The following is a 23,028-nucleotide window of genomic DNA, read 5'->3' as shown; positions in this document are numbered from 1 at the left end:
CCTCAATACGGACTCGGCCGGTCATCCGCCGAATACCGCTTGTAATGCCATTGATACTGCGCAAAGGCGAGCTTCACGCAGCTCTCCACCCCGCGATTGAGCGCTGCGCACGCACGCGGCAGGTCCGCATCATCCAGGCCTTCCGGCGCCGGCAAAAAATGGATGCGATAGCCCTCGCCACGCGGCAGGCGCTCGGCAAACGCAAACAACACGGTTGCGCCGGTACGCGCCGCAAGACGCGGCAACAACACCATCGTCATCGCCTCGCGCCCGAAGAACGGCGCGAACTCGCCCTCCCCTTGGCGCGGCTTCTGATCCGGCAGGATGCCCACCGTGCCGCCGGCGGCCAACCGCTTGTACAACGCACGCACGCCGGCCCCTTCCGCCCGCACCTGCTCCGGCGCCAGTGCGCCGCGCACTTTGCGCAGCAACGCCTCCACCGCGGCAATGCGGGGTGGACGATAGAGAATCGCCATCGGCGTCTTGTAGCAAAGCCAGTAATTGAGCAGCTCCCAGCAACCCAGGTGCGGAGCGGCGATGATCACGCCCTTGCCGGAAGCCAGCGCCTGCTCGAACAGCGCCTCGCCGCGCACTTCCCGCACCAGCCCGAGCGCCGATTCTGCGCCGGCGCCCCAGATCTTCACGATCTCGGTGATCGACTTGCCGCCCTCGACTAGCGCCTCGCGCACCAGCCCGCTCCGCGCTTTTTCGTCCAGCTGCGGCTGCACGATCTGCAAGTTCACCGCCGTATAGCGCGCCATCTTTCCACCACGCCGCAACGCCAGCCGCCCCAGCAGTGCGCCGAATCCCTGCAGCCAGCGCAACGGCAATAGACCGAACAGGCGCAGCAGCAGGTAGACCAGGTAGATGTCGAGACGCATTCGAAGAGTGCCGTACAGGGCGGGCGAACGCGTAAGGGTAAAGGGAAGAGGCGATTGCGAATACTCCAAGCCTGCGTGCTCGGTCCCCTGCCCTACGTGTAGTAGGGGAGGGAGCGCCTCAAGCATCGACGCTTTCTGCCGTTGCTTCATCAAGCGATGGGTCAATCGCTGTCCATCTCTTTACCCAACCCGCATCGCCCTGCAGAGTTACCGCTTCATTCCCAGCCCGTCAGCCATCCATGATCGCCCTTATCCAGCGCGCGCTCTCCGCCCGCGTCGACGTCGACAACGAAACCGTAGGCGCCATCGGCCCTGGCCTGCTGGCGCTGGTGGCCGTGCAGCCGGACGACGGCGAGGCGCAGGCGAAGCGGATGGTCGAGCGGCTGCTCGGCTATCGCGTGTTCGCCGACGAAGCCGGCAAGATGAATCGCTCGCTGACCGATACCGGCGGCGGCCTGCTGCTGGTCAGCCAGTTCACCCTGGCCGCCGATACCCGCTCCGGCATGCGCCCCAGCTTCACCAGCGCCGCTACGCCTGAGCATGGGCGAACCTGGTTCGAACGGCTGGTGGACTTGGCACGCGCAGCGCATCCGAGGGTGGAAATTGGGCGCTTCGGTGCCCATATGCAGGTACATCTGGTCAACGATGGCCCTGTCACCTTTTGGCTCGAGGTGCGTTAGCTGCCAGGTGAACACGTTGCTCTAAAGAACGCTTCCATTGGCGCCCAAATCCGCGATTTGGCGCGATTTTTGCGTGCCAATGGAAACGAATTTTTCTCTTGAAAACTGGTCAAAAAAGCATCACATCGCTATACTGATTGGTTCCTATCCCGCGGCGGACGGTATGAACAACAAAGCCCACGAGCAACAGTCGGAAATCAAAGCCCTTATCTCCAAAGGCCTGGAGCAGGGTTATCTGACTTACGCCGAAATCAACGATCACCTTCCCGACGACATCGTCGATCCGGAGCAGATCGAAGACATCATGGCGGTGCTCAAAGGCGTGGGCATCGACGTGCACGATGCCGCCCCCGATGCCGACCCGCTGGCCGACAACGCCCCTGGCGTTGCCACCGACGACGAAACCGCCGCCGAAGAAGCGGTGGCCCTGCTCTCGGCCGTCGACTCCGAAGTGGGCCGCACCACCGACCCGGTGCGCATGTACATGCGCGAGATGGGCACGGTGGAGCTGCTCACCCGCGAAGGCGAAATCGCCATTGCCAAGCGCATCGAGGAAGGCCTCACCCAGGTGCAGACCGCGCTGGCCAGCTTCCCGCTGACCATCGAGCTGCTGCTGGAGGAATACGACCAGCATCTGGACGGCAAGCGCCGCCTCAGCGAAATCCTGGCCGGCTTCGCCGACCTGGAGCAGGCCGCCGACGCCGCCCTGGCCGAAGCTGAGCTGGCCGAAGCCGAATCCGACCTGGAAGAGGAAGACGAAGAGGAAGAAGGCGCCAGCGGCGAAGACGAAGACGCCGGCCCGAGCGGTCCCGATCCGGAAGAAGTGAAGCGCCGCATGGAACTGCTGCGCGACCACCTCGGCAAGTTCCAGAAGGCCGCCGCCAAGGCCACCGACATCGACGACAAGAAGGTAGCCAAGCTGCGCGAGCAGATGGCCGAGGAATTCCTCAAGCTCAAGCTGCCGTCCGCGCTGATCGACAGCTTCGTGCGCCGCCTGCGTGAGGTGGTGGGCAATATCCGCCATCACGAGCGCGTGCTGATGGACGTCTTCGTCAAGCACGTGAAGATGCCCAAGGCCGAATTCCTGAAAGCCTTCCCCAGCAACGAGGGCAACCTCGAATGGGCGGAAGAGCTCGGCCGCAAGCGTCAGAAGTGGTCGCCCAACATCAAGCAGTACCGCGAACAGATCGATGCCGAGCAGCAGAAGCTGCAGGACATCGAAAAGAAGCTGTTCCTGCCCCTCACCGACATCAAGGAAATCAACCGCAGCATGTCGGTGGGCGAGGCCAAGGCCCGCCGCGCCAAGAAGGAAATGGTGGAGGCCAACCTGCGCCTGGTGATCTCCATCGCCAAGAAGTACACCAACCGCGGCTTGCAGTTTCTCGACCTGATCCAGGAAGGCAACATCGGCCTGATGAAGGCGGTGGACAAATTCGAATACCGCCGCGGCTACAAGTTCTCCACCTATGCCACCTGGTGGATTCGCCAGGCCATCACCCGTTCGATCGCCGACCAGGCGCGCACCATCCGCATCCCGGTGCACATGATCGAAACGATCAACAAGCTCAACCGCATCTCGCGCCAGATGCTGCAGCAGTTCGGCCGTGAGCCGACGCCTGAAGAGCTGTCCAAGGAAATGGAGATGCCGGAGGACAAGATCCGCAAGGTGCTGAAGATCGCCAAGGAACCGATCTCGATGGAAACCCCGATCGGCGACGACGAGGATTCGCATCTGGGCGACTTCATCGAGGACTCCAACGCCGCCTCGCCGATCGACTCGGCGACCGAAACCGGCCTGGTGGAAACCGTGCGCGACGTGCTCGCCGGCCTCACCCCGCGCGAAGCGAAGGTGCTGCGCATGCGCTTCGGCATCGACATGAACACCGACCACACCCTGGAAGAAGTCGGCAAGCAGTTCGACGTCACGCGCGAGCGCATCCGCCAGATCGAAGCGAAGGCCCTGCGCAAGCTGCGTCACCCGAGCCGCTCGGAGCAACTGCGCTCTTTCCTCGACATCGACTGAGCCCAGGCAACCGCTGCCAGAACAAAAGCCCCGCTCTCGCGGGGCTTTTCTTTTGGCGCTAGTTCACTGCGAATCGGCCCCTCCCCTGCTCGCAGGGTGTATGGACCGGGGACATAGGTAACAAGTGTTCGGGGACATGGGTTACACCTGGCTGGAGTCCCAGCGAGGTGGCCTATGCCCTGGAACACGAGGAGTGCCATGTCTCTACGAAACGAGTTTGTCGCCTTGGCGCGTCAGCCAGGTTCGAACGTCAGCGATCTATGTCGCCGTTACGGCATCAGTCGCAAGACAGGTTATAAGTGGCTGGGCCGACCGGCACCGTTGGAGGATCAGTCGCGTCGTCCCCACGCTTCACCCAGTCGTACTCAGGAGGCTATCGAAACACTGCTGCTGACCACGCGCGACCAATTTCCTGATTGGGGTGCCCGCAAGCTCAAGCGGTATCTGCAGGATCACGGGCATGCGACGCTACCGGCGGTAAGCACGATCACCACGATCTTGCAGCGTCACGGCCGCATTCAGGCGCAGGCCTCGATCGCCGCCACACCCTGGCAGCGTTTCGAGCATCCTCAACCCAATGCGCTGTGGCAAATGGACTTCAAAGGGCATGTGCCGATGACCCACGGGCGCTGTCATCCCTTGACCTTGCTGGATGACCATTCGCGCTTCAATGTGCTGCTGCACGCGTGTGCCGGCGAAACGCTGCACGATGTGCAAGCCCCACTGATCCAGTGCTTTCGGCGTTATGGCCTACCCTGGCGCATCAGCTGCGATAACGGCTCCCCCTGGGGCACGATGCATCGCGAGGATCGCCTCACGCGTCTGGGCGTGTGGCTGATCCAACTGGGCGTTAGCCTGACGCACGCACGGCCTGATCATCCGCAGACCAACGGCAAAGACGAACGCTTTCATCGCACGCTCAATCGGGGGCTGCTGCAACGGCGAGGGCTGCGCGACTTGGTCGATGCCCAGCAGGCGTTCGATACCTATCGTGATCTCTACAACCAGCACCGTCCGCATCAAGCCTTACAGATGAACGTGCCCGCTTCACGTTATCGCCCCAGCGAGCGGCCCTACCCAGAGCATTTACCACCCATCGAGTACGCGCCCGAACTAGCCGTGCGCCAGGTCGATGTCAGTGGACGCATTCAGTTTCAGGGGCGACGTTTTCACATCTCCCATGCCTTGCGTGGACTGCCTGTCGCACTGGAACCCGATGCTCAGTGTGACGGGCAACATGTGGTGTATTTCTGTCACCACGTGGTGGGCCGAGTCGATCTGACCCAGCCCACCACCATGGAGTAAGTTGTTACCCATGTCCCCGAACACCTGTTACCCATGTCCCCGGTCCATACACAGGGGAGGGTTGTGGTGGGGTTGTACGAGCTTGCCGCAATGCTCATGTTCATCGCGGGTTGGCTTCACCCCACCCAACCACCTCAATGCATGTCGTAGAAAAACTGCTCCTGCACAATCTTGTCGTTCTTGACGTGATACACGCAGATCTCGCGCATATCCGTCCGGCCGCGGCCCTTCATCGTGGCATCCAGATGCATCGCCACACTGAACCAGCCATCCGCCACCACCGGCTCGCTCACTTCGTTCTGGTGGATCGCTTCCACCGCTTCCATGAACTGGTGTCCCTTCTCCAGGATCGCCTTCAATCCCTTGGCATTGCCCATGGGGCCATTCGCCATCTCCTGCGGCTCGATGCTGATCGCATCCTTCGCGTAAAGCTCTTGCTGCGCCTGCTCGTATTTACCCTCGCGGCACAGCTCCACCAACCGCTTCGCCACCTTTTCAGTGCTCATGGTTCCACCTCCGCGTCGAAAGGGGCACCTAATCTATGCCGGGCGACGTTAAAGAATCGCCGATTTGCTCATCATTCCGGCGCACGCCGGGATCTAGCGCCTATTACGAGACACGAAACCGCACCACACCCCTACACCGCCCCCACCTCCATACTGGTATCATCCCCGCGGAGATAGGGCCTATAGCTCAACGGTTAGAGCAGGGGACTCATCGAAAGGTGCCGTCGCGCAGTAATGCGCGAACGGGAACGGGATGAATTCAGGGAACCCGCAGCGACGCCAACGCGGATCGGCGGCAACCCTGAGCCAAGCCGGCGGTACACCGCCGGAAGGTGCAGAGACTACCTGAGGACTTCAGCGTCCTTGATAACAGGCTCGAGCGTCCCGCACCCCACCCGCACGCAAGCGCGGAGGGTGAAGAGATAGTCCGCGCCAGAGGGAAACCTTTGGACTACGCGAATCCCTTGGTTCCAGGTTCGAATCCTGGTGGGCCCACCATCCAGCCGTTCAAGGAATGTCTCGCCGATGCGAGGTTTTCTTACGCAGCAAGCACAACGACGTGCCACTGCTCCCGGCAAAAAGTGAGTAGAGTTCGAGAGAACCAGTCAAACCGGCACCCGCCCACTGAGGCCTTGCTGACATGACACTGATTGGTTGGAGAGCGGACACCACAGCATGCCACCCAAATATCGGCCGCCCTACACACTGACCAGCGAAATCGTTTCGCTGGTGGCTTACATTGCCGAACAAGTGGGGCGAATGAGCGCGACCCACGAGTTCGACATGGACTTGCGCCTGCGCCGCATCAATCGCATCCGCGCCATTACAGGCTCGCTCGCGATCGAAGGCAATACGCTCACCGAGGAACAAATCACCGCGATTCTCGAAGGCAAGATGGTATTGGCCCCGCCCCGCGAATTACAGGAAGCACGCAACGCGCTGACCGTATATGAGCAATTGCCGAAGTGGAACGGACTCAAAGAGCAGCACCTGCTGGCCGCACATAAAAAGCTGATGTACGGCCTGCTGGATCGTCCCGGGGTATATCGCACCGGCGGCGTTGGCGTGATGGCTGGGAAAAAGGTGCTGCATATGGCTCCGCCAGCCGGCCGCGTGCCGCTTTTGATGTCTCGACTGTTCAACTGGCTGCGTGTCAGCAAAGAGCATCCGCTCATTGCCAGCTCCGTGTTCCACTACGAATTCGAGTTCATCCATCCCTTTGCCGATGGCAACGGCCGCATGGGTCGACTGTGGCAAACCCTGCTGCTCTCGCGCTGGCAGCCTGCGTTCGGCTGGCTACCGGTGGAGAGCCTTGTTCACCAGCAGCAAGCCGCGTATTACCGGGCCATCAACGCAAGCACGGCAGCGTCAAATGCCGCGCCCTTTATCCGCTTCATGCTGGTCTGCATCCACGACGCAGTCAGCAAGGCTAGCTCCAAGACGACGGTAAAAACGCCGGTAGAAACGACGGTAAAAACGCCGGTAGAAAAAGCGGCCAAGACGCCACAGCAGATTTTGGCCCTACTTCGCCAACAGCCGGAACTGACCCTGGCGGAGGTCGCGCAGGCCATTGGACGCTCCCCGCGCGCGGTGGAGCGCGCTGCCGTCAAACTGCAGCAGGAAAACAAATTGCGCTATCACGGCCCGAAAAGAAGCGGGCATTGGGAAGTGATGTAACAGGCGGACCGAGACTAGGGGCGGAGTATTTTTCCCGCCAGCTGTTATCGTTGTAGAAAAGTGTTCCGCCCCTGAGGTGTCCCCACGTTTTTCGATCAAGAACCGTCGACACATCAGAGAGATAGCTTATTGCGGCGATGCCTGACGTTTTTTGCTCGTCATTCCGGCGAAGGCCGAAATCCAGTTTAGATACGCGTCCGAAGGACACATTCTTTTTTTAAGTTGAGTGCTTCGCACGGCGTATTTGAACTGGATTCCGGCCTTCGCCGGAATGACGATTCGCTCTGAAATGGCATGCCTGTAACGCCGATTTTTGGGGGATGCAAGCCAAAAACACGTGGGGATACCTCAGGTTCCGCCCCTTTATTTTCCGGACCCCTTATTTGCCGCGGCGCTTGCGACCATTTGGCGAATGAAGTCCCGCATCGGGTCCGTGGTCGGATCAGGCTCTTCGGATCCAAATCAATCTGGTAGCAGTGGCCCATCTACGTTGGATGGCTGCGGCCAAACTATGAGATTCCGGAAGCAACGTTTGGCCAGTGGACGTTTTGCCTTGTCGGGCAAAATCAGGGTTTCCCTAGCCCGGCAGGCTGACCACCGGTGCGAAGCCGCCGAAGATCATGCGCTTGCCGTCGAAGGGCATGTCGCTGGCGGCATCCATACGCGGATCCTTCATGACTTTATCCATGCCAGCATCGCGGGTGGCCTTGTCGGGCCATTCGATCCAGGAGAACACCACGGATTCGTCCTCCTTCGCCTGTACGGCGCGGCGGAAATCGGTAAGTTTGCCATCGGGCACGTTGTCACCCCAGCACTCCATCACACGAATGGCGCCAAACTCCAGGAAAATGGCGTCAAAGGTACGGGCGAATCCGATGAATTTCTCGCGGTTGGCGTTCGGTACGGCGATCACGAAACCATCGATGTAGGACATGGCAGTTTCCTCAGCGGGAAGAGGCGGCCGACATGGTCGCCTTCATGCATGCGATGAATGAGCGTGCGCGAGATCGACACAGTACCGCTCTTCGACCATCCGTCGCAAGAAAGCGACCAACGGATTCTTCTTTGAAGTGAAGGCTCGCTTCACAGCGGCACGCCTTAGCAAGCGGTTACCCGCCGACCTTGATCACGACCTTGCAGCTGCATTTGCCTTGAACGGCCAAACCATGCGAGATCGCGTAGCTTCGCTAGGGCACTTGCCCATAAGTTAGCCGTTTTGGCCAACTTAGGGTCACCTGCCACCCATAAAGTGACCGTTTAAGGCAGACGCCAATGATTGCTTCTGACCCGACGCGGACGCTTTCGAATCGTCCAGGTAGCCGCCATCGGCGCTGATTGGTCCGCATACGCCAACTCCCAGATAGAGCCGACCCCATGAATAAAGTCACTTGCAAGTCCGATGGATTTACATACCTTCAGCAGTTGCATCGACGAGCCTCCTACGGTGGCGTGGGGAATCTATGAAGACCTTGTTGCTGACATTCGTGTTGACCCTGAGCATGGCGGCTGCAAGCGCAGAAGGCTCGTCTTCTGCAAAGATCGATGCAGCGCTTCCGCGCGCGAGCACAGCCGATATACCTGGCTGTGCGATAGGCGTGCAATCTGGCGACAGTGCTCCAATACGACACGCCTTCGGCATGGCCGATTTGGAGCATGCGGTGCCGATCAGGGTCGACACTGTGTTCGAGGCAGGATCCGTAAGTAAGCAGTTCACAGCTGCCGCCACACTGATACTCGTGAGCGAAGGGCAACTTTCGCTTGACGACGATGTTCGCAAATACATTCCCGAAATACCGGATTACGGACATCGGATCACTGTCGACGAACTTCTAGGGCACACCAGCGGACTTCGCGACTGGGGCGATATCGAGGCGATCGCCGGCTGGCCGAGAAGCGAACGTATTTACGACATGGCAGATGTACTGCATGTCGTGGGGCGTCAGCGCGCACTGAATTTCAATCCCGGCACGGCGTGGTCATACACCAACACAGGCTATAACTTGCTCGCAATCATCGTCCAGCGAGTGAGCGGCTCTACGTTCGCCGATTTTACGCGAGATCACTTGTTTGTTCCGCTAGGCATGACGCATACGCAATGGCGTGACGACTTCCGCCGCGTTGTGCGCGATCGGGCGATCGCTTATCACCGCGTGTCCGATGGCATCTACGAACAGATGATGCCGTTTGAAAACACCTACGGTCATGGCGGCCTACTCACCACCGTCGGCGACTTGTTGATCTGGAACAGGGCGCTTGACGATGGGCGCGTGGCCGCGTTCGTCAGCCGAGCATTGCAGACGCGCACACTGCTGGCTGACGGGCATCCTACCATTTACGCACGAGGTATATTTGAGCGCAGCTATCATGGAGTGCGCGAAATGTCCCATGACGGCTCCACAGCAGGTTATCGCGCTTGGCTTGGCCGTTATCCTGATCAACATTTGTCTATCGCTATCTTGTGCAACGCCGATAACATGCATACTTCCGATTTGGCGCACTCTGTGGCTGATCGTTACCTGCCTGGAATGAAGTCAGAGAGCACACCGTATACGGTAACGCCGCCCTCGACTCTCGCCGGAATATATGAGAGCGAGCGCGATGGCTCCCCGCTACGCCTGACATTGCGGGATAAGCGTTTACAAACGGACGCTGGCCTCACCGTGATGGAGGCAGCGGACGGAACATTTGCGTTCGAGCGAGAGGATGGCTCGATCGCTAAATCCGGTGTCGAGCTTTCTGACGGCGGTAGTAGCCATCACTCTGGAGGAGACGGCACCGTTTACGTGCGAGCCGCATTGTATGCGCCGACATCTGCCGACCTCGTACGCATCTCAGGCCGTTATCACAACGATGAGGTGCCCGTGACGTACCAGATAACTGCCGTGGCAGATGGTTTGAACGTAATTGCTGAAGGCCGCCCGGGCCAGAGTCGTTTGTTCGTTCCCGCTTATTCAAACGCCTTTATATCGGACGACATGATGTTGCGGCTCGTGCGTGGCCCCGATGGAAATGTTACAGGCATTCGCATCTCGGATGATCGGGTCTGGAACCTGCCATTCGACCGACTAGCTAATTAGCACCTGATCGCTATGCGTGAAAGAGCTTCGATCACTCGGAGTTCCAGTTCTCAATGGGCGATTCCATCGATTGGCCGCTTTGAGCAAAAAGAGGTCGGAGCGCCCCCTGTCCTCGCCTCACTAAACAATCAAACGCAGGGAATTAGTCATGACAGGGGCGGCTTCAAGATACGTTCGTTGGTGGTTCCCCGTACTGCTTTTGACCTCCCTGACAGCCGCCGCTGTAGCCTGGGTGGATGGTTGGATCATCACGGCAAGCGAGCCCTTAAACGATGCGGCCAATGCGTCGAGATCGGGAGGCACCACAGACGCGCCGCACTCCTCGTTTCTTGCGCCACGACACTTTTTGCAGGCATTCGGTGGCGAACTGGAAGGTTCGGATGGCGGCGAATTTGGTGGGCATCTGACGTTTCTCCACCCTGATGGCAGCACTGACTTGCTCTTGGACCGTGACGTAAGGGCCATTGTTCAATTTCCTTCGGGCGTAGCCGTGCTCACCGGACTAGATCATCTTGGCATGAGCTCCGGTGCCATTTATAAGATCGACCAAAAATCCAACGGCTCTTTGCATGCTTCACTTCTCCATCCGCTACGAGGCGCCCCTGATAACTTTCGTTGGACGACCCGAGGGGATCTTCTGTTCGATGTTATGGTGCGGCCAAGATTGAGACACACGTTTATTGAGCGATCTTCGAGCCAATGCTTTGTGTTGACCAAGGAAATAAGGTTGCGACGGCAATGGTGCGCTCTAGTCTTTAACAATCAGCCGTGAGGAATTGGGCTGGATAGGATTCGCGAACTAGAACGTCAGCTTTCGCAAAGAGGTCTTTCTGGCACGTTTCTTTTCAAAGAGAGCAAGGTCGTAGTCTGATATCGATGTTCCCGTTCAGTTGACTGATATTCGATGAGCAACTTTCCAATCCTCGGAACCGAACGCCTTCTTTTGCGTGAGATCGTGGCCTCGGACGCACCAGATGTATTTGCCATCTACAGTGACAGCTTGGCGATGCGCTGGTTTGGCTCGGACCCGCTTACCTCGATGGAAGAAGCGCAGAAGCTGATTGAAGCATTCGCGCGATGGCGACAACTGCCAAGTCCCGGAACGCGCTGGGGTATTCAACGAAAGGCCGATCGTCGATTCCTTGGCTCGTGCGGCCTCTTCAAGTGGAACCGCGCATGGAAAAGTTGCGTCATCGGCTACGAACTTGCCTCCTTCGCCCAGGGGGAGGGTTTTATGTTCGAGGCGCTATCTGCCATTTTGAACTGGGGTTTCGAAAACATGGGGCTCAACCGAGTTGAAGCGCAGATTCATCCGGAAAACGACGCATCCTTGAGGCTACTTTCGAGGCTCGGTTTCGTACGGGAAGGCTGCATGCGTGAGGCAGGGTTCTGGCACGGAAGCCATCATGACTTGCAACAGGTTGCACTTCTTCGCCGGGACTTCATGATTCAACGAGCAACCGAGGAGCGCACGACGCCCGGGTGCGCTAAGCAGTAGGTCCGCTATGCGAAGTAGACGGCTCGGAGAGGGGGCGTGTTCGAAGGGGGAAGGATGGCACGACGCCGCCGGGTCAGCTGTGATCGCTGCAGATCGGCCTCTGCTTGCCGTTGCAAGCGAGCTGAATGCCGTCTTGTCACCTCAGGAACTGGTCGTGACCGACAGCTTTGATGAAGTCAATATTTCGAAGTGGACCCCAAAAAATTCCTCCGATTGGCTCATTTCCAGTCTTCGCGTTTTTTCTTAAAGTCTCTCCAAGTCTTCGTGAAACGAAGGTCGTAGTGTCGTGGAATCGGTTGCTCCCTGGCGTCGTAATAGCGAGCGCTCTTGCATACTTTCCTTGGACCGCAAAAGCCGCACATCGCGGAATCGCTTGCCTGATTTCAACTTCTCTCGCGAATCCGGTCACGCGCACGTGACCCCGGTGCTTGTTTCATTCAATTGCGAAACTCACGCGGCGCCCCTTGATGGCACGAAGGCAGCGCGCCCGATCTGAGGTGGTCGCGCATGGCTTGCCCATGCGGAAACCTGCCTCTTCCTGATGCCGTCCCCTTGACGTTGGCCGCGGAGCTTTCGAACAAGCCGGGCAACATTTCAGATCACTACGAGGCGGTGACCCTGCCGAACGGTAGTAGCCATGCGCGAAGGCATGGTTGTGGTTCCTGTAACGAGTTCGTAGCTTGGAGTTCGATCGGAGGTCTGTAGGTGGATTGGAGTGATCTGCGCATTTTCCTTGCCATTGCCCGCGAGGGAACGCTTGGCGCCGCCGCCCGCAAACTGGGGCAGACGCAACCCACCATGGGGCGACGCTTGCAAGCGCTTGAGCAGGCGCTGGGACACCGGCTGCTACATCGCGTCAAGGGCGAGTTCGTTCTGACCAACGAGGGTGCGCTGGTGCTTGGCCATGCGGAACGCGTGGAGGAAGAGGTGCTCGCTTTCCAGCGTCAGCTAGCGGGCAAGGGGCAGCAACTGGATGGCATGCTACGCATCACTTCGGCCGACTGGTTTGCCGAGTATGTGCTGGCACCCGTCATTGCCCAGTTCTCCGCACGGTATCCCGGTGTGTCCATCGAACTGTTGACCGATTCGCGGATGTTCAGCATGTCACGGCGGGAAGCAGACCTGGCCTTTCGCATCCAGCCATTCGACGAGCCGGATGTCGTTTCACGCAGGCTCCTACGCATGCCCTACGGCGTCTATGTGGCGGCGGACCACCCGCACCCAGTAGCGGGAGACGGTAAGGGTGCGTCGCTGCTGGTGATGAATTTCGCCTTTTGCGGCATGCCCGAAGTCGCATGGTTGCAGCGCATACTGCCAAACGCACACATCGTCTTCCGCAGCAACTCGCGCGCCGTACAGGCGCGCATGTGCGCGAGCGGCAGGGGCATCGCCGTGTTGCCGCGACCGCTGGGTGATGCCATCGAGCAACTTCACCGCATCGATCTGGGGGAGGAGCCGCCTGTGCGTGATATCTGGGTGGGCTATCATCGCGACATGCGCCAGCTCGCAAGGCTCCGGGCGTTGCTGGATATGGCGGTCGGCCAGTTGGCCAAATAAAGATGACCGCACTGGCCTTTCCGGTACTAATGGCCACGGTAGTTACCGTGGCGGTTGCCCCACCCTACCCAGGTTGGAAGTCGATGCCTTGCGCTAGTCCGGTAGCCAGGCGTCACATAGGTCGAATGGTAGGGCAAGCCCCTTGCCCGGCGCGCCGCCTGCCCAAGACTGGACAGAACTATTCCCAGTCTTGGGCATTTGTTGCCTGGTGGCATCGCCACGTACTTCTAAGACAAAGGCTTAATCCAAGCGATAAATGTGATACGCGTTGGCATCGGCGAAGGTGTCAGTGAAAGTCGTGCCGTTGACCAATGGGATCGTGCGCCCCTCGTTGACGACAGTGACCGTGGTTGCACCAGAGCTCTTCACCGTGAACGTGACCGACTGGTTAGCCAAGGGCGGAGTGGCCGGCGTGCCGGAGGCAGCGAAGACATAGAAATGGCTGCCGTCGAATTTGGCCATGGCGCTGACGTTGCCAGTCTGGCTGACGTAGCCATCCGCGAACGGTGACAACAATACGTTGTTCAGACTGTTCACCAGCTGATTGAACGCCGTGACGCTCTGCACCACATTGTGGATCGTGACGCCTGGGGTCTGCTGGCAGCTGTAATCGGAGGTAGTCGGATCCGAGCCGTCGATGAGGGTGGTGTTGTCGGTGCAGGGGCCGCCGAAGTTGTGCTGGAACCAAAGGATGCCGCGCGCACCGGCGATCAGGCCGTGCATGGCAGCCGCCTGCATCGCCGGCGGCGTGATGCACTCGGTTCCGCCACTGACGGGACAACCGGTTTCTACGTCAACCACCACCGGTTTCGATTGATGGTTCAGGGTGTTGGATAGCGTCTGCAGCCGCGTCACGTTGAACGCGTAGTTGGCAGGCAGGGCACGCTGGTCGTGCGTCAGCCCGGTGGGGTTCGCTCCATAGCAGATACTTTCGCTGCTGGGGAAGAAGGCACAACCGCCTTGGGAGTTCGCCTCCAGATCGGAGTCGGTCATCCAATAGCTGTCGGCCGAAAGGATGTCCGAGTAGCCCAGAAATACCGCGGCCTCGGAGTCCCACATCCAGAACAACACGCCTTTGCCATAGCCTTGATGCTTGGCCATGCTGTCGATGGGGTAGCCGGGCGAACCGTAGCTGGTGGGCAGGCCTGTATAGGACCACTTGGAGACGGTATAGCCACACTCGCTGCCGGCCGGAATGCAGTCGTTGAGGTTGTTATTGGGGGCAGCGGGATTCCATCCATTGGCGCCCGCGCCGTATTGCATATCTGCCTCGTCCCAGCCGTCGTACGACACCGTTTCCGATCCGCTATTGGACGTGGTGTCTGGCGCGGAAACGTGCATGCCGGCCGCGCGGATCACGTCATAGTCCGCGCGCATCTGGGTCGGGTCGCCTGCAACGCCGGCGAGATTCCAGTAGATGTTTTCGCCCATGGCCACTGCATACCCCACCTGTGTGGCATCGACCGGCTGCTCAAGCCACGCGCCCAGCAAGATGTGGCCGTCCATCCAGGCGCTGCGGGAATCCTTGTTGGCGAAGTACTGGGGACCGCCGTCGATATCACGCAACGTGACCCCCAAGGGTAGCGTGGCAGTGGCCAGCGAGGCCGCGGTAGCCACTTTCGGGGTCAAGCTGGCACTTGTCTTCGAGTCTTGCAGCAAATTGCTGCGCGGTGCGTGAACAGCGTCAGCCGCCGCACTGCCATGCGAAACCATCAACGAGAGCATCAGACAAAGAGGAAGCATCTTGTGTGTCAGGGCTTTCATTACGTTTCCTTGGGGTTGGGGTAGAAAGTGCCCTCCACCGTCGCGGTCGTCGTCGGCAAGCTTCCGCTTTGGACCCAATGCGGAGGATTCAGGTACCCGACAGAGGGGATCTCAACGGCTTTTCTTCGACAGGCGCTTGCGGCCCGGTGACGCGAGACAGGGAAGGCTGTTGTTGCGCTTGAAGGAAAAGGCGAAGCCACCTGGCGGATCAGGCCGATGCGCAGTAGTGTCTGATGGCATCCATGACATGCGCGTAATACACCAGAGCGGCACCTGCGTTGAGCGCGATAGCTACGCCGAGCGCTTCGGCGATTTCTTCGCGGGTGACGCCCTGCGTGGCGGCTTCGTTGATGCGGAAGGAACGGTGCACCCCTCCCGTGCGGCATTCAGGCCAATTCATCATGAGTGTTTTCCTCATTTGGGACCTATCGTTCCAGCCTGATAGCACGGGCGCAGAAGCGCGCGACCAACGCCACCCAGCGGGTACGCGACCGCTCCGGCTGGGGAAGGCAGCGCACACTACGCCAAATATTTCCGCATGTTGATAGAAAAAAATGCATGAGCCTCATGCTGATTTGCATGGGCATCGCGGTAGTTCATCGCCACAAGGCTGTGTAGCATCACCAGACAATGCTCGTTTCCGACCCGTGACGGGAAGGCGGCACTTACCTGCTTTGCCACGCCAAGACGATGCATGCTCACAGGGCATGCCTATGAATTCGATCGAGATAGCCCCATGAATGATTCAGCCAGCCCTGTTGAAGTTCCACCGCACGACATAGCTAAGCGAACCCTCCGACGCTCCATAACTGTTGCTTATAGCCATCGGTAAAACCATCTCGTCGCGTGACTCCTATAGCCATCGAGAAGAGCGGCAACAATTTCGTCGTTACGCTCGTTGCAGCGCAAGAAGATAGGCCGACACCATACGCTTGACCTCTATCCTGACGGCTGAAGATCCCAGTTCCTCACGGCTCGCTGCCGCGTGGACAATGCCCTCCACGGCATCAGCAAGAATCCTGGCTGCCATAAGGTTGCGTGCGCCGTCATCGAGCGCCACCCGGGTCAATATCTCGTAGCGATGAAGGTATTCGCGTTCGAAATCCGTATCGAAGGAACGTGCGGCGAGAGGCACTTCATCAAGAAGAATTCGGTGCAATTTCTGATTGATCGAGTGAGCGGCGACGACGCCGTCGATCAATTGGTCAACGTGGCGATTCAGGCTTAGGGCTTTCCCCTGCTTCCCGGGATCGGGCAGGACCGCAAGCAATTGGCTCAAATGCCTTTGGCGGATAGCCTCGGCGATGGCCAGCTTGTTCGGAAAGTATTGATACAGCGAGCCGATGCTGGCACCTGCAACACGGGCCACCTCATTGGTGGTGAACTTGGCCCAGCCTCGTTGCGCTAGAACGCGAGCTCCCGCTTCGACAATGCCCTCCACCGTGCTTTGGGAACGTAGCTGTTTTGGCGCTTTTCGCATCGCGCGATGCTTCGCTGGAATGCGAGTAGTCATGTCCGGTCTCCGCCCATAATATGAGCATCAGCTCACATCTTGAATTTGCCAGACTCAAGCGCGATTCACCAGCCACGGAATTTTCATCATGGCCGCACGTTCGACGATCAACAGGGAAGTAAAACTCGCCAGGCACTCGACGGCGGAGCTGCTTGCCGAGCATTTCGCAGTCAAGGAATGCGATGTGCCAACGCCTTGCCAAGACGATGTCGTAGTCCGCAATCGCTGGTTCCGCGTTTCTGTCTCAACGCGCCTCATGGCACGTGAGGGAGCCGAGGCCATCGAGGGCATTCCCTTCCCCCCACTTCGACCCGGCGACACCTTGGCAGACGCCGCCATCGGCGAAGTCATTCATAGTGGATCTACCAGTGGCGTGGCCGTTGGTAGCCTAGTCATGCATTCCCTTGGGTGGCGGGAATTCGCCGTCGTCAGAGGAAGCGAATGCACCGTTCTCGAAAGTAGAAATACCGATCCTGCAGCATTCCTCGGCCATGGTTGGACAGCCTACGCTGCATTGACCCAAGGCGTTCAGATCCACCAGGGCGATACCGTATTCGTATCCAGCGGTGCGGGCGCCATTGGCTCCATGGCCGGACAGATCGCTCGGCAATTGGGCGCAGGGCGCGTGATCGGAAGCACCAGCACCCCGGACAAAGCTCATTGGATGGCGACTGAGCTGGGCTACGATGCCGTTGTTACGCGCGGCAATGGGCCACTCATCGATCAGTTGAAGCGGGCTGCTCCAGACGGCATCGACGTCATCGTCGACATGGTCGGGGGAGAACAACTCTCCGCCTCCATCGCCGTCGCCAACGAGGGGGCTCGTTGCGTTTTACTTGGGGCGCTGACTGCCGAGCTGGATTCGAAACGCGCCACACTGCAAGCTCCGGTTGAACTGGATGGCTTTCAGATCATTCTCAAGGGCATGACCCTACGTGGCTTCAGCGCCAGCGAGGACGCGTCAGACATGTTTGACGCATGGATTCATCAGCAGGAAGCCTGGCAGCGTGAGGGAGTCATCCAGCTTCCCTGCACCATCTTCAAAGGCATCGAGCAAGCTCCCCTCGCCTTGCAGGAAGCCTGTGCCGGCCGGCTCAAAGGGGTGGTCCTGGTCGAACTGTAGAAGCGCCATGACTATGGCGAACGTGAGGTCGAGCACCTCGGCAGGCACGGCAACTTCAGGGTCAGCGTCCGAGGCTCTCCACGCATTTCGGCTTCGAACCCTCGCCAGATCAGAAGCTAGCGTATTGATGCGATGCGTGTTGTTTGCTCGCGATTTCGGCAAAAGCCGGAATCACGAGCAATAGCATAGGCGCTACTACAACTATCTTTTTTACTAGCCGGCTGGTCCTAGGCGAAAAACGTGAAGATGCTTCAGCCTTCGGCCTCATTCTTGCGTAGCCCGCGACTACCGCTTAATGTGACCCAGCGCAGAAATGGGGCTGATTCACTGATTAGATGAGCAGGCGCAATGTCCGCTTTCACCTACGAATGCAGTCGCCAATCTTCGCGGATCAGACTAGGGGATGGGAAATGGATAGCGACGAGCGATTACTGAAGAAGAGCTCTGGCCAGAGTTTCCACAAGCCATTCCTGACGGTTGTGTTTGCTTTCATCGCGGCGCTCTCGACCGTTGCCCATAGTGCCGCTCCGGAACTCACCACGCCAGACGACGCGACGATCAGCCTGACCCGTTCGGCTTGCTACGGCGAATGTCCTGATTACACCGTGGTGATTCATGGCGACGGACGGGTGCATTTCAGCACGGAGGTGGCGGCGGTCAGCGGCGCTGATGTTGTATTTCGGCAATACGCTCGATCACAGGGTGTGCTCTTGCCAGGCACACATGAGGATAGCGTCCCTCCCCAAAATGTGGCGGAACTGCTTGCACAATTTCAGCGAGGAGGCTTTTGGCAACTGAAGGATCGCTATGCGGCAAGGGCCATGGATAACCCCACGCAAATCATCACGCTCGCGGTTGGTGGCCGGCATAAGCAGGTGATCGACTACCTGGGCACTGAAGTCGGCATGCCGCAGGCGGTGCTAGACCTGGAAGATGCCATCGATCGCGTGGCCGGAACGGCACGTTGGGTAGAAGGCAATGCCGCACTCATTCCATGGCTGGCCCGCCAAGGCTTCGATTTTCATTCGGTGCAAGCGAGCGAACTTGCGGTCGCTGGCGAAAGGCACGGCGCTGACGAAGCGATGGTGCTAGCGCTGCTTGACCGCGGCGCGAGCTTGAACCTACCCGTCGACGATAGTCCGGTACCACGCAAGGTCGCGGGTGCCCCAGAGCCAGCAGGCGTCCTGCTGATCCAGGCAACGATCCGCCGAGGGCATGCCCAGGTGTTTCAACGTTTGGCCGCGCACGGGTGGCTTGCTCGCTGGGGTAAGGCCAAAGCGGCTGAAGCGTTTGCTGAGCAGGCCGCAGGCTGCTCGCCTAAGCTGGTCGATGCGGTAGCTGCCGCAGGTATCGACATAGATACAGTGGAGCACCGCGCTCCCGGGTCAGATTGGCAGGACGTACAAGGACGCACAGCGCTCAATGTACTTGGCGACAGCTATGCGTGCGGCCCGAACAAAGACGCTCGGGTGCAGACCGCGCTACGTCTGCTGGCGCACGGCGCGAACCCAAACCATCGTGACAGCGAGGGCCATACTCCGCTATACCAAGTCGAGGATCTAGGACTACTCAATTTGTTGCTGGCCAACGGAGCGGACGCCACCATTAAATCCAACACTGGTGAAAGCGTGGTTTTCGGTAGCTGGACCGATGCGATCGTTCTGCGTTTGTTGCAGGCCGGGGCAAGTCCTGCAGGGCACTATTACGACGGAATGACATTGGCTCAGCAAACGGCACTCCGAAAGATGCCGCACGTTGCGAAGTGGCTGGCGCACCATCCTGAGGCATACCGGCGTTGATGTGAGCGAATATTCAACGTGATCGTAACGTGCGTTTTCGACAGGGCGGACATATAAGATGGCGCTAGAGTGGAATCTGAATGGGCGATTGCGGCTCGCAATCACGTGTTTCGCCCTGGGGTACCTGGTCTGGGCCGCGCCATGGCGTGAGTTCAATGAGTCAAAAGCGGTGGGTGCGTACACTTGCTCGGCGGCACTCATCACTTTGGCGCTTATTCCCAAGCACACGCGAACTTGGATCGCCATTTGTGCTTCGCTTACAGTGCCGGTGCTAACGGATATAGTGATCGACGTTCTTCATTTGTCGAAGTAGTCGTTGGGCCGGCAAGTCCGCTTCCGACCAAGGCTATTGAAGTAGCGGTATATAGGCGGATGTGCCCGTCGTCAATTGGGCAACAAGGGAAAATCATGGAACGCCGCAGTCCTCCAAAAGCTCGCTTGCTTGCAAATATTCCTTCGGAAAGAGTGGAGTACACGGCTGGAGATGGCAGTCAGCCCGAAGCTGGCGATATCGTCGCACTTGATCAAGGATATATCGGCCCCAACGGGGAACCCATGGGGATGGTTGTTTGTTTCAACGCGGATGGGAGCATTCGTTGGGCTGGAGATGTGCTCGATTCGGAGATCGAGGTCCTGCAGTAGTCTTTCCACAATCGTGACTTTCGTCGATTTTCACGCCCAGGGTATCAATGTCCGACCATGCCATTTCCTGCTGGAACTCTCTTTTGAAAAGCACTCGAACTTCCACCTCGTCGAATTGAACTACATTGAGATTTCATACGGATCCCTTGGTTCTTTGGCCTCTGGCTTGATGAAACCAGAGATGATGAAGAATCCAAGTGCGAGCACGAGGGCGGTCACCGCGATGACACCATAGGCCTTGGCCCATGGAACGAATGCGATCAACCAGAGGGCGCTGCCGAAATGCGGGAGGTAGCGCTTCTTATTGTTGCCCATGAAAACCCCTGCAACCTTTGGGCATTTCACCAATTGCCGCATCGTGATTTGCGTTCATTGTCTCCGTCCCCGAAAGGATTGTCTGCCATGGAATCGCGCATTTTTCATATTCCCATCGGGTTGGAAGCAGACACTCGCTTATTGCTCGTGAACCCATTCCAGGAATTTCTCAGCCGTCTCCGGATCGAGTTCCATCACCGCCTCTGCGACAGCGGGCTGCCCTTTAGCTACAGCAATGGCGGCCAAAGCGCATTGCATGAAGCCATCATCCCAAGGGCGCTTGCTTGCATCGGCAACAAGCATGGGAAGCCGCGACAAGGCACGCGTGTAATCATCAACGAGATCGTCAGGAACGGGAACGTTTCGGCGCACGCGGCAGCACTCGATCCATGCTGGAAAATGAAAGTAGCTCGAGTCGGCCTTTGCAGGGTCGGTCGCCAGTGCAGCGATCACGTGAGGGACGGCTGCAAACGACGCTGAATATACGTCCCCTTGATGAGCAAGTGCACTCCAAAGGGATGACCATGGCTCGACCTGACCATCCGCTGCCGGCAAAGTAGCTAGCTGTCTAAGAAGAGGCGGGATATCCGAAGCAGTACCGTAGGCGTGCTTCAACTCGTTCCACCGAGGATTGTCCAAATCGAGCATTCTTCCTCCTATAGGCTGATCATCCAATATGCCTCATCCTTGCCCGCATCGAAATAGAGGACAGCGTCTGAGGTATCCCACCTTTCTGGGCTCGTCATCCCAGCGAAAGCTGGGATGACGGTGGGATGAGTTGAAATATCTCGGCTCACTCGGAAACCCCGCCAATGGGGTGGCATGGCGAGACGAAAGTCGTGGGGATAGATCAGAGAGTCAGAGTACCGCTTCAACAACGACCGTCGGCGTAGAAAAGTGTTCCTCCCCCGCTTGCTTGCTTTACTCAGCAGATTTGATCACTCGATCGTTCAGCGCCTGAAATTGCCTGACCATGATGTCGCAAGCCTGCTTTGAGGCACCGCAGAGCACCTTCATTTCCAATTCTCTGTTGACTACCAATCGCTTGACCGCAGCGGGATACGCGGGATTTCCCGGTTTGGCAATGGTCCACAGGGCGTTTTCGTTCTTGTCCTGAAGGATGATCCATCCATCTTTCTCTGAAACCATAACGCCGGGCTTGGACCGAAGCGCACTGAGTGCTGCGGCTGGGCTGGGGTATCCAATATCGCTCGGCTGCTCAGGCAGTTCTTGTGCAGCTGCGAGAAATGGAATGGAAAGTCCGATCACTAAGGCAGGCCATGAGCTCATTAGCTTTCCTCTTTCAGAAGCGACTCAAGATGCCGGAACCAAGGCCAGAAAGTGCTTTCAAAGTCAGCCTCGATGAAAGCCCACTTCAATCGTTGTTTTCCTAAATGCCGCCAAGCGGGCATCACGCGGCATTGGAATTTTCACCCTGCCCTACCCACTTTTCGGCATAGTCTGATAGACACACAAGGCATATCCATGCAAAGTTGAGAACGTCGGGTGCGCCCAGCGCCAAGGGAAACCCACACCCGACGTAAGAGGTAAAGCGCGAACCGCATGAGGTGAAGACTCACACGGTTCGCTGACCACAAACAACATTGGAGTGTTGATCATGGCTATCACCGATCTTACGGCATTTGTGCGCCCCGGCGCGCACGCAATCGTGCCAATCACGCGCTTTACACCCACGCAGCTAGCGTGGCGTCCGGTGGTCAAGGGCTCTTAGTCGAATTCTGCTGTCAGCGTTTTCCGACTTCGAAGCAGGGCCAGGCCCTGCGCCCATCACGCCGTGCGCAAGGTACGGCGTGACCACCAAGGAGAGTCCGTGATGAATGCACCTTCCCAACTCGTCGCTTACGCATCCCAAACGGCAGAGCCGTCTTCCCGCTGGGCAGTGAAAGAGCGCGCTGCGATCTACCATGTAAAAGCAACACCCACCCCATCGCCAGCACGCATCCTGGTGATCGATGAGGACGCCCAAAGCCGCAGCGTCCTCGTCAGCCAGCTCAAGGCACTGGACCTGGAGCCGCTAGCCGTACCTGACAGCCTGGCGGCCTTGAACGTCATCACCTACCAGGCGCCCGACCTGATCCTGATAGCTTGCGATGGACCAGACACAGCGGCTTACAAAACCGTGATGCGCTTGGTGGTGGTAAGCCATGCAAGGCAGGCCTGCATCCCCATCATCATCCTGGCTTCGGAGCGGGATGTGTTTTTTTGGCAATTGTGCCTGGACGACGACATAGTCGATGTCCTGCAAAAACCGGTGCGCGCCGAGAAACTGCAAGTCTCGCTGGGGTTGTGGCTGGACTTGCCGCCTTCCGTCAGCCACGAGCCGGGTGAATCGCTGCCACCCTTCGAAGACACGCCTCAGTGGTACCAAGCCTGCCTCGCCGTGGAAATCCAGGCGTATGAGCAGGCCCTGGCAGAGCACGACAACATTCTGATGGTGCACTATGCGCATCGCACGCACGGCGTTGCGCTCGTGCTGGGTATAGACCGGGCGGCCAAGCTGGCTGACCGACTGGAGCAGTCGGCAAGAGGCCACAAGCCCCTGAAGCCGGACGGGATACGGAAAACCCTTGCTGCTTTGAAAGCAGCCATCACCCATCACTTCGTATGAGCACAATGGGAGAGCAAAAAGGGGCCGGAGGTAGGTGAG

Annotated in this window: 20 protein-coding genes and 1 pseudogene; 12 read left to right on the top strand and 9 right to left on the bottom strand. The window is 58.6% G+C overall.

Annotated features, from left to right (window positions below):
- Window positions 1-2: 2 nt before the first annotated feature.
- The gene (locus tag EKH80_RS09715; protein ID WP_126684555.1) at window positions 3-881 is read right to left on the bottom strand and encodes an LpxL/LpxP family acyltransferase; all 879 of its coding nucleotides are present in this window, start codon (window positions 879-881) and stop codon (window positions 3-5) included.
- A 239-nt stretch (window positions 882-1,120) separates the two neighbouring features.
- On the opposite strand from EKH80_RS09715, the gene dtd reads away from it, so the two are divergent.
- From dtd to EKH80_RS09700, 3 genes are all read left to right on the top strand, one after another.
- The gene (gene dtd, locus EKH80_RS09710; RefSeq protein ID WP_126684554.1) at window positions 1,121-1,561 is read left to right on the top strand and encodes a D-aminoacyl-tRNA deacylase; all 441 of its coding nucleotides are present in this window, start codon (window positions 1,121-1,123) and stop codon (window positions 1,559-1,561) included.
- Between the two features lie 163 nt (window positions 1,562-1,724).
- The gene (gene rpoD, locus EKH80_RS09705; protein ID WP_126684553.1) at window positions 1,725-3,584 is read left to right on the top strand and encodes an RNA polymerase sigma factor RpoD; all 1,860 of its coding nucleotides are present in this window, start codon (window positions 1,725-1,727) and stop codon (window positions 3,582-3,584) included.
- A gap of 174 nt (window positions 3,585-3,758) precedes the next feature.
- Window positions 3,759-4,889, top strand: coding sequence for an IS481 family transposase (locus EKH80_RS09700; RefSeq protein WP_126684552.1), 1,131 nt, complete (start codon window positions 3,759-3,761; stop codon window positions 4,887-4,889).
- A 134-nt stretch (window positions 4,890-5,023) separates the two neighbouring features.
- On the opposite strand, the gene EKH80_RS09695 is transcribed toward EKH80_RS09700, so the two are convergent.
- Complete coding sequence (locus EKH80_RS09695) at window positions 5,024-5,395, bottom strand: SnoaL-like domain-containing protein (RefSeq protein WP_126684551.1); 372 nt, start codon at window positions 5,393-5,395, stop codon at window positions 5,024-5,026.
- A 759-nt stretch (window positions 5,396-6,154) separates the two neighbouring features.
- Between EKH80_RS09695 and EKH80_RS09690 the strand changes: the two genes are divergently transcribed.
- Window positions 6,155-7,072, top strand: a complete 918-nt coding sequence (locus EKH80_RS09690; RefSeq protein ID WP_230473581.1) for a Fic family protein — start codon at window positions 6,155-6,157, stop codon at window positions 7,070-7,072.
- A 577-nt stretch (window positions 7,073-7,649) separates the two neighbouring features.
- On the opposite strand, the gene EKH80_RS09685 is transcribed toward EKH80_RS09690, so the two are convergent.
- On the bottom strand, window positions 7,650-8,006 hold the full coding sequence (locus EKH80_RS09685) for a DUF1428 domain-containing protein (protein ID WP_126684549.1): 357 nt from the start codon (window positions 8,004-8,006) through the stop codon (window positions 7,650-7,652).
- Between the two features lie 526 nt (window positions 8,007-8,532).
- Between EKH80_RS09685 and EKH80_RS09680 the strand changes: the two genes are divergently transcribed.
- The 4 genes from EKH80_RS09680 (at window position 8,533) to EKH80_RS09665 (ending at window position 13,204) form a co-directional block, all read left to right on the top strand.
- On the top strand, window positions 8,533-10,149 hold the full coding sequence (locus tag EKH80_RS09680) for a serine hydrolase domain-containing protein (protein ID WP_126684548.1): 1,617 nt from the start codon (window positions 8,533-8,535) through the stop codon (window positions 10,147-10,149).
- Window positions 10,150-10,297: 148 nt separating this feature from the next.
- Window positions 10,298-10,921 carry a hypothetical protein gene (locus EKH80_RS09675; RefSeq protein ID WP_126684547.1) on the top strand — a complete coding sequence of 208 codons (624 nt, stop codon included), beginning with the start codon at window positions 10,298-10,300 and terminating at the stop codon, window positions 10,919-10,921.
- Window positions 10,922-11,053: 132 nt separating this feature from the next.
- Window positions 11,054-11,647: a GNAT family N-acetyltransferase gene (locus EKH80_RS09670; RefSeq protein WP_126684546.1), complete on the top strand. Its 594-nt coding sequence runs from the start codon at window positions 11,054-11,056 to the stop codon at window positions 11,645-11,647.
- Window positions 11,648-12,352: 705 nt separating this feature from the next.
- Entirely contained in the window at window positions 12,353-13,204 is an 852-nt protein-coding gene (locus EKH80_RS09665) for a LysR family transcriptional regulator (protein ID WP_126684545.1), read from the top strand.
- A 240-nt stretch (window positions 13,205-13,444) separates the two neighbouring features.
- On the opposite strand, the gene EKH80_RS09660 is transcribed toward EKH80_RS09665, so the two are convergent.
- The 3 genes and pseudogenes from EKH80_RS09660 to EKH80_RS09650 all read right to left on the bottom strand — a co-directional run bounded on the left by EKH80_RS09660 (window position 13,445) and on the right by EKH80_RS09650 (window position 16,481).
- Window positions 13,445-14,968: a hypothetical protein gene (locus EKH80_RS09660; protein WP_126684544.1), complete on the bottom strand. Its 1,524-nt coding sequence runs from the start codon at window positions 14,966-14,968 to the stop codon at window positions 13,445-13,447.
- 208 nt (window positions 14,969-15,176) lie between these two features.
- Window positions 15,177-15,299 (bottom strand): annotated as a pseudogene (locus EKH80_RS09655) (carboxymuconolactone decarboxylase family protein); the annotation flags it as partial.
- Between the two features lie 558 nt (window positions 15,300-15,857).
- On the bottom strand, window positions 15,858-16,481 hold the full coding sequence (locus EKH80_RS09650) for a TetR/AcrR family transcriptional regulator (protein WP_126684543.1): 624 nt from the start codon (window positions 16,479-16,481) through the stop codon (window positions 15,858-15,860).
- Window positions 16,482-16,569: 88 nt separating this feature from the next.
- On the opposite strand from EKH80_RS09650, the gene EKH80_RS09645 reads away from it, so the two are divergent.
- The 3 genes from EKH80_RS09645 to EKH80_RS09635 all read left to right on the top strand — a co-directional run bounded on the left by EKH80_RS09645 (window position 16,570) and on the right by EKH80_RS09635 (window position 20,045).
- Window positions 16,570-17,604: an MDR family NADP-dependent oxidoreductase gene (locus tag EKH80_RS09645; RefSeq protein ID WP_126684542.1), complete on the top strand. Its 1,035-nt coding sequence runs from the start codon at window positions 16,570-16,572 to the stop codon at window positions 17,602-17,604.
- Window positions 17,605-18,014: 410 nt separating this feature from the next.
- Window positions 18,015-19,403, top strand: a complete 1,389-nt coding sequence (locus EKH80_RS09640) for a DUF6438 domain-containing protein (protein ID WP_126684541.1) — start codon at window positions 18,015-18,017, stop codon at window positions 19,401-19,403.
- A 408-nt stretch (window positions 19,404-19,811) separates the two neighbouring features.
- Window positions 19,812-20,045, top strand: a complete 234-nt coding sequence (locus EKH80_RS09635; protein ID WP_126684540.1) for a hypothetical protein — start codon at window positions 19,812-19,814, stop codon at window positions 20,043-20,045.
- 120 nt (window positions 20,046-20,165) lie between these two features.
- Here EKH80_RS09635 and EKH80_RS09630 read toward each other — a convergent pair whose 3' ends face one another.
- The 3 genes from EKH80_RS09630 to EKH80_RS09620 form a co-directional block, all read right to left on the bottom strand.
- Window positions 20,166-20,360, bottom strand: coding sequence for a hypothetical protein (locus EKH80_RS09630; RefSeq protein WP_126684539.1), 195 nt, complete (start codon window positions 20,358-20,360; stop codon window positions 20,166-20,168).
- A gap of 138 nt (window positions 20,361-20,498) precedes the next feature.
- Complete coding sequence (locus EKH80_RS09625) at window positions 20,499-21,008, bottom strand: hypothetical protein (RefSeq protein ID WP_126684538.1); 510 nt, start codon at window positions 21,006-21,008, stop codon at window positions 20,499-20,501.
- Window positions 21,009-21,281: 273 nt separating this feature from the next.
- Window positions 21,282-21,650 (bottom strand): hypothetical protein, encoded by a 369-nt coding sequence (locus tag EKH80_RS09620; RefSeq protein ID WP_126684537.1) that lies wholly within the window; start codon window positions 21,648-21,650, stop codon window positions 21,282-21,284.
- 544 nt (window positions 21,651-22,194) lie between these two features.
- Between EKH80_RS09620 and EKH80_RS09615 the strand changes: the two genes are divergently transcribed.
- Entirely contained in the window at window positions 22,195-22,989 is a 795-nt protein-coding gene (locus tag EKH80_RS09615; protein ID WP_126684536.1) for a response regulator, read from the top strand.
- The last annotated feature ends 39 nt before the right edge of the window (window positions 22,990-23,028 follow it).

It is taken from the genome of Dyella choica (assembly GCF_003977665.1).
GTDB lineage: Bacteria > Pseudomonadota > Gammaproteobacteria > Xanthomonadales > Rhodanobacteraceae > Dyella_B > Dyella_B choica.
Note: the sequence above shows the minus strand (reverse complement) of the source record. Positions and strands in the feature narration are given on the sequence as shown.

What these genes read in the sequence shown, in the direction of transcription:
- EKH80_RS09715 (WP_126684555.1), bottom strand. Translation starts at nt 881, where the DNA reads ATGCGTCTCGACATCTACCTGGTCTACCTGCTGCTGCGCCTGTTCGGT.
- dtd (WP_126684554.1), top strand. Translation starts at nt 1,121, where the DNA reads ATGATCGCCCTTATCCAGCGCGCGCTCTCCGCCCGCGTCGACGTCGAC.
- rpoD (WP_126684553.1), top strand. Translation starts at nt 1,725, where the DNA reads ATGAACAACAAAGCCCACGAGCAACAGTCGGAAATCAAAGCCCTTATC.
- EKH80_RS09700 (WP_126684552.1), top strand. Translation starts at nt 3,759, where the DNA reads ATGCCCTGGAACACGAGGAGTGCCATGTCTCTACGAAACGAGTTTGTC.
- EKH80_RS09695 (WP_126684551.1), bottom strand. Translation starts at nt 5,395, where the DNA reads ATGAGCACTGAAAAGGTGGCGAAGCGGTTGGTGGAGCTGTGCCGCGAG.
- EKH80_RS09690 (WP_230473581.1), top strand. Translation starts at nt 6,155, where the DNA reads ATGAGCGCGACCCACGAGTTCGACATGGACTTGCGCCTGCGCCGCATC.
- EKH80_RS09685 (WP_126684549.1), bottom strand. Translation starts at nt 8,006, where the DNA reads ATGTCCTACATCGATGGTTTCGTGATCGCCGTACCGAACGCCAACCGC.
- EKH80_RS09680 (WP_126684548.1), top strand. Translation starts at nt 8,533, where the DNA reads ATGAAGACCTTGTTGCTGACATTCGTGTTGACCCTGAGCATGGCGGCT.
- EKH80_RS09675 (WP_126684547.1), top strand. Translation starts at nt 10,298, where the DNA reads ATGACAGGGGCGGCTTCAAGATACGTTCGTTGGTGGTTCCCCGTACTG.
- EKH80_RS09670 (WP_126684546.1), top strand. Translation starts at nt 11,054, where the DNA reads ATGAGCAACTTTCCAATCCTCGGAACCGAACGCCTTCTTTTGCGTGAG.
- EKH80_RS09660 (WP_126684544.1), bottom strand. Translation starts at nt 14,968, where the DNA reads ATGAAAGCCCTGACACACAAGATGCTTCCTCTTTGTCTGATGCTCTCG.
- EKH80_RS09650 (WP_126684543.1), bottom strand. Translation starts at nt 16,481, where the DNA reads ATGACTACTCGCATTCCAGCGAAGCATCGCGCGATGCGAAAAGCGCCA.
- EKH80_RS09645 (WP_126684542.1), top strand. Translation starts at nt 16,570, where the DNA reads ATGGCCGCACGTTCGACGATCAACAGGGAAGTAAAACTCGCCAGGCAC.
- EKH80_RS09640 (WP_126684541.1), top strand. Translation starts at nt 18,015, where the DNA reads ATGGATAGCGACGAGCGATTACTGAAGAAGAGCTCTGGCCAGAGTTTC.
- EKH80_RS09635 (WP_126684540.1), top strand. Translation starts at nt 19,812, where the DNA reads ATGGAACGCCGCAGTCCTCCAAAAGCTCGCTTGCTTGCAAATATTCCT.
- EKH80_RS09630 (WP_126684539.1), bottom strand. Translation starts at nt 20,360, where the DNA reads ATGGGCAACAATAAGAAGCGCTACCTCCCGCATTTCGGCAGCGCCCTC.
- EKH80_RS09625 (WP_126684538.1), bottom strand. Translation starts at nt 21,008, where the DNA reads ATGCTCGATTTGGACAATCCTCGGTGGAACGAGTTGAAGCACGCCTAC.
- EKH80_RS09620 (WP_126684537.1), bottom strand. Translation starts at nt 21,650, where the DNA reads ATGAGCTCATGGCCTGCCTTAGTGATCGGACTTTCCATTCCATTTCTC.
- EKH80_RS09615 (WP_126684536.1), top strand. Translation starts at nt 22,195, where the DNA reads ATGAATGCACCTTCCCAACTCGTCGCTTACGCATCCCAAACGGCAGAG.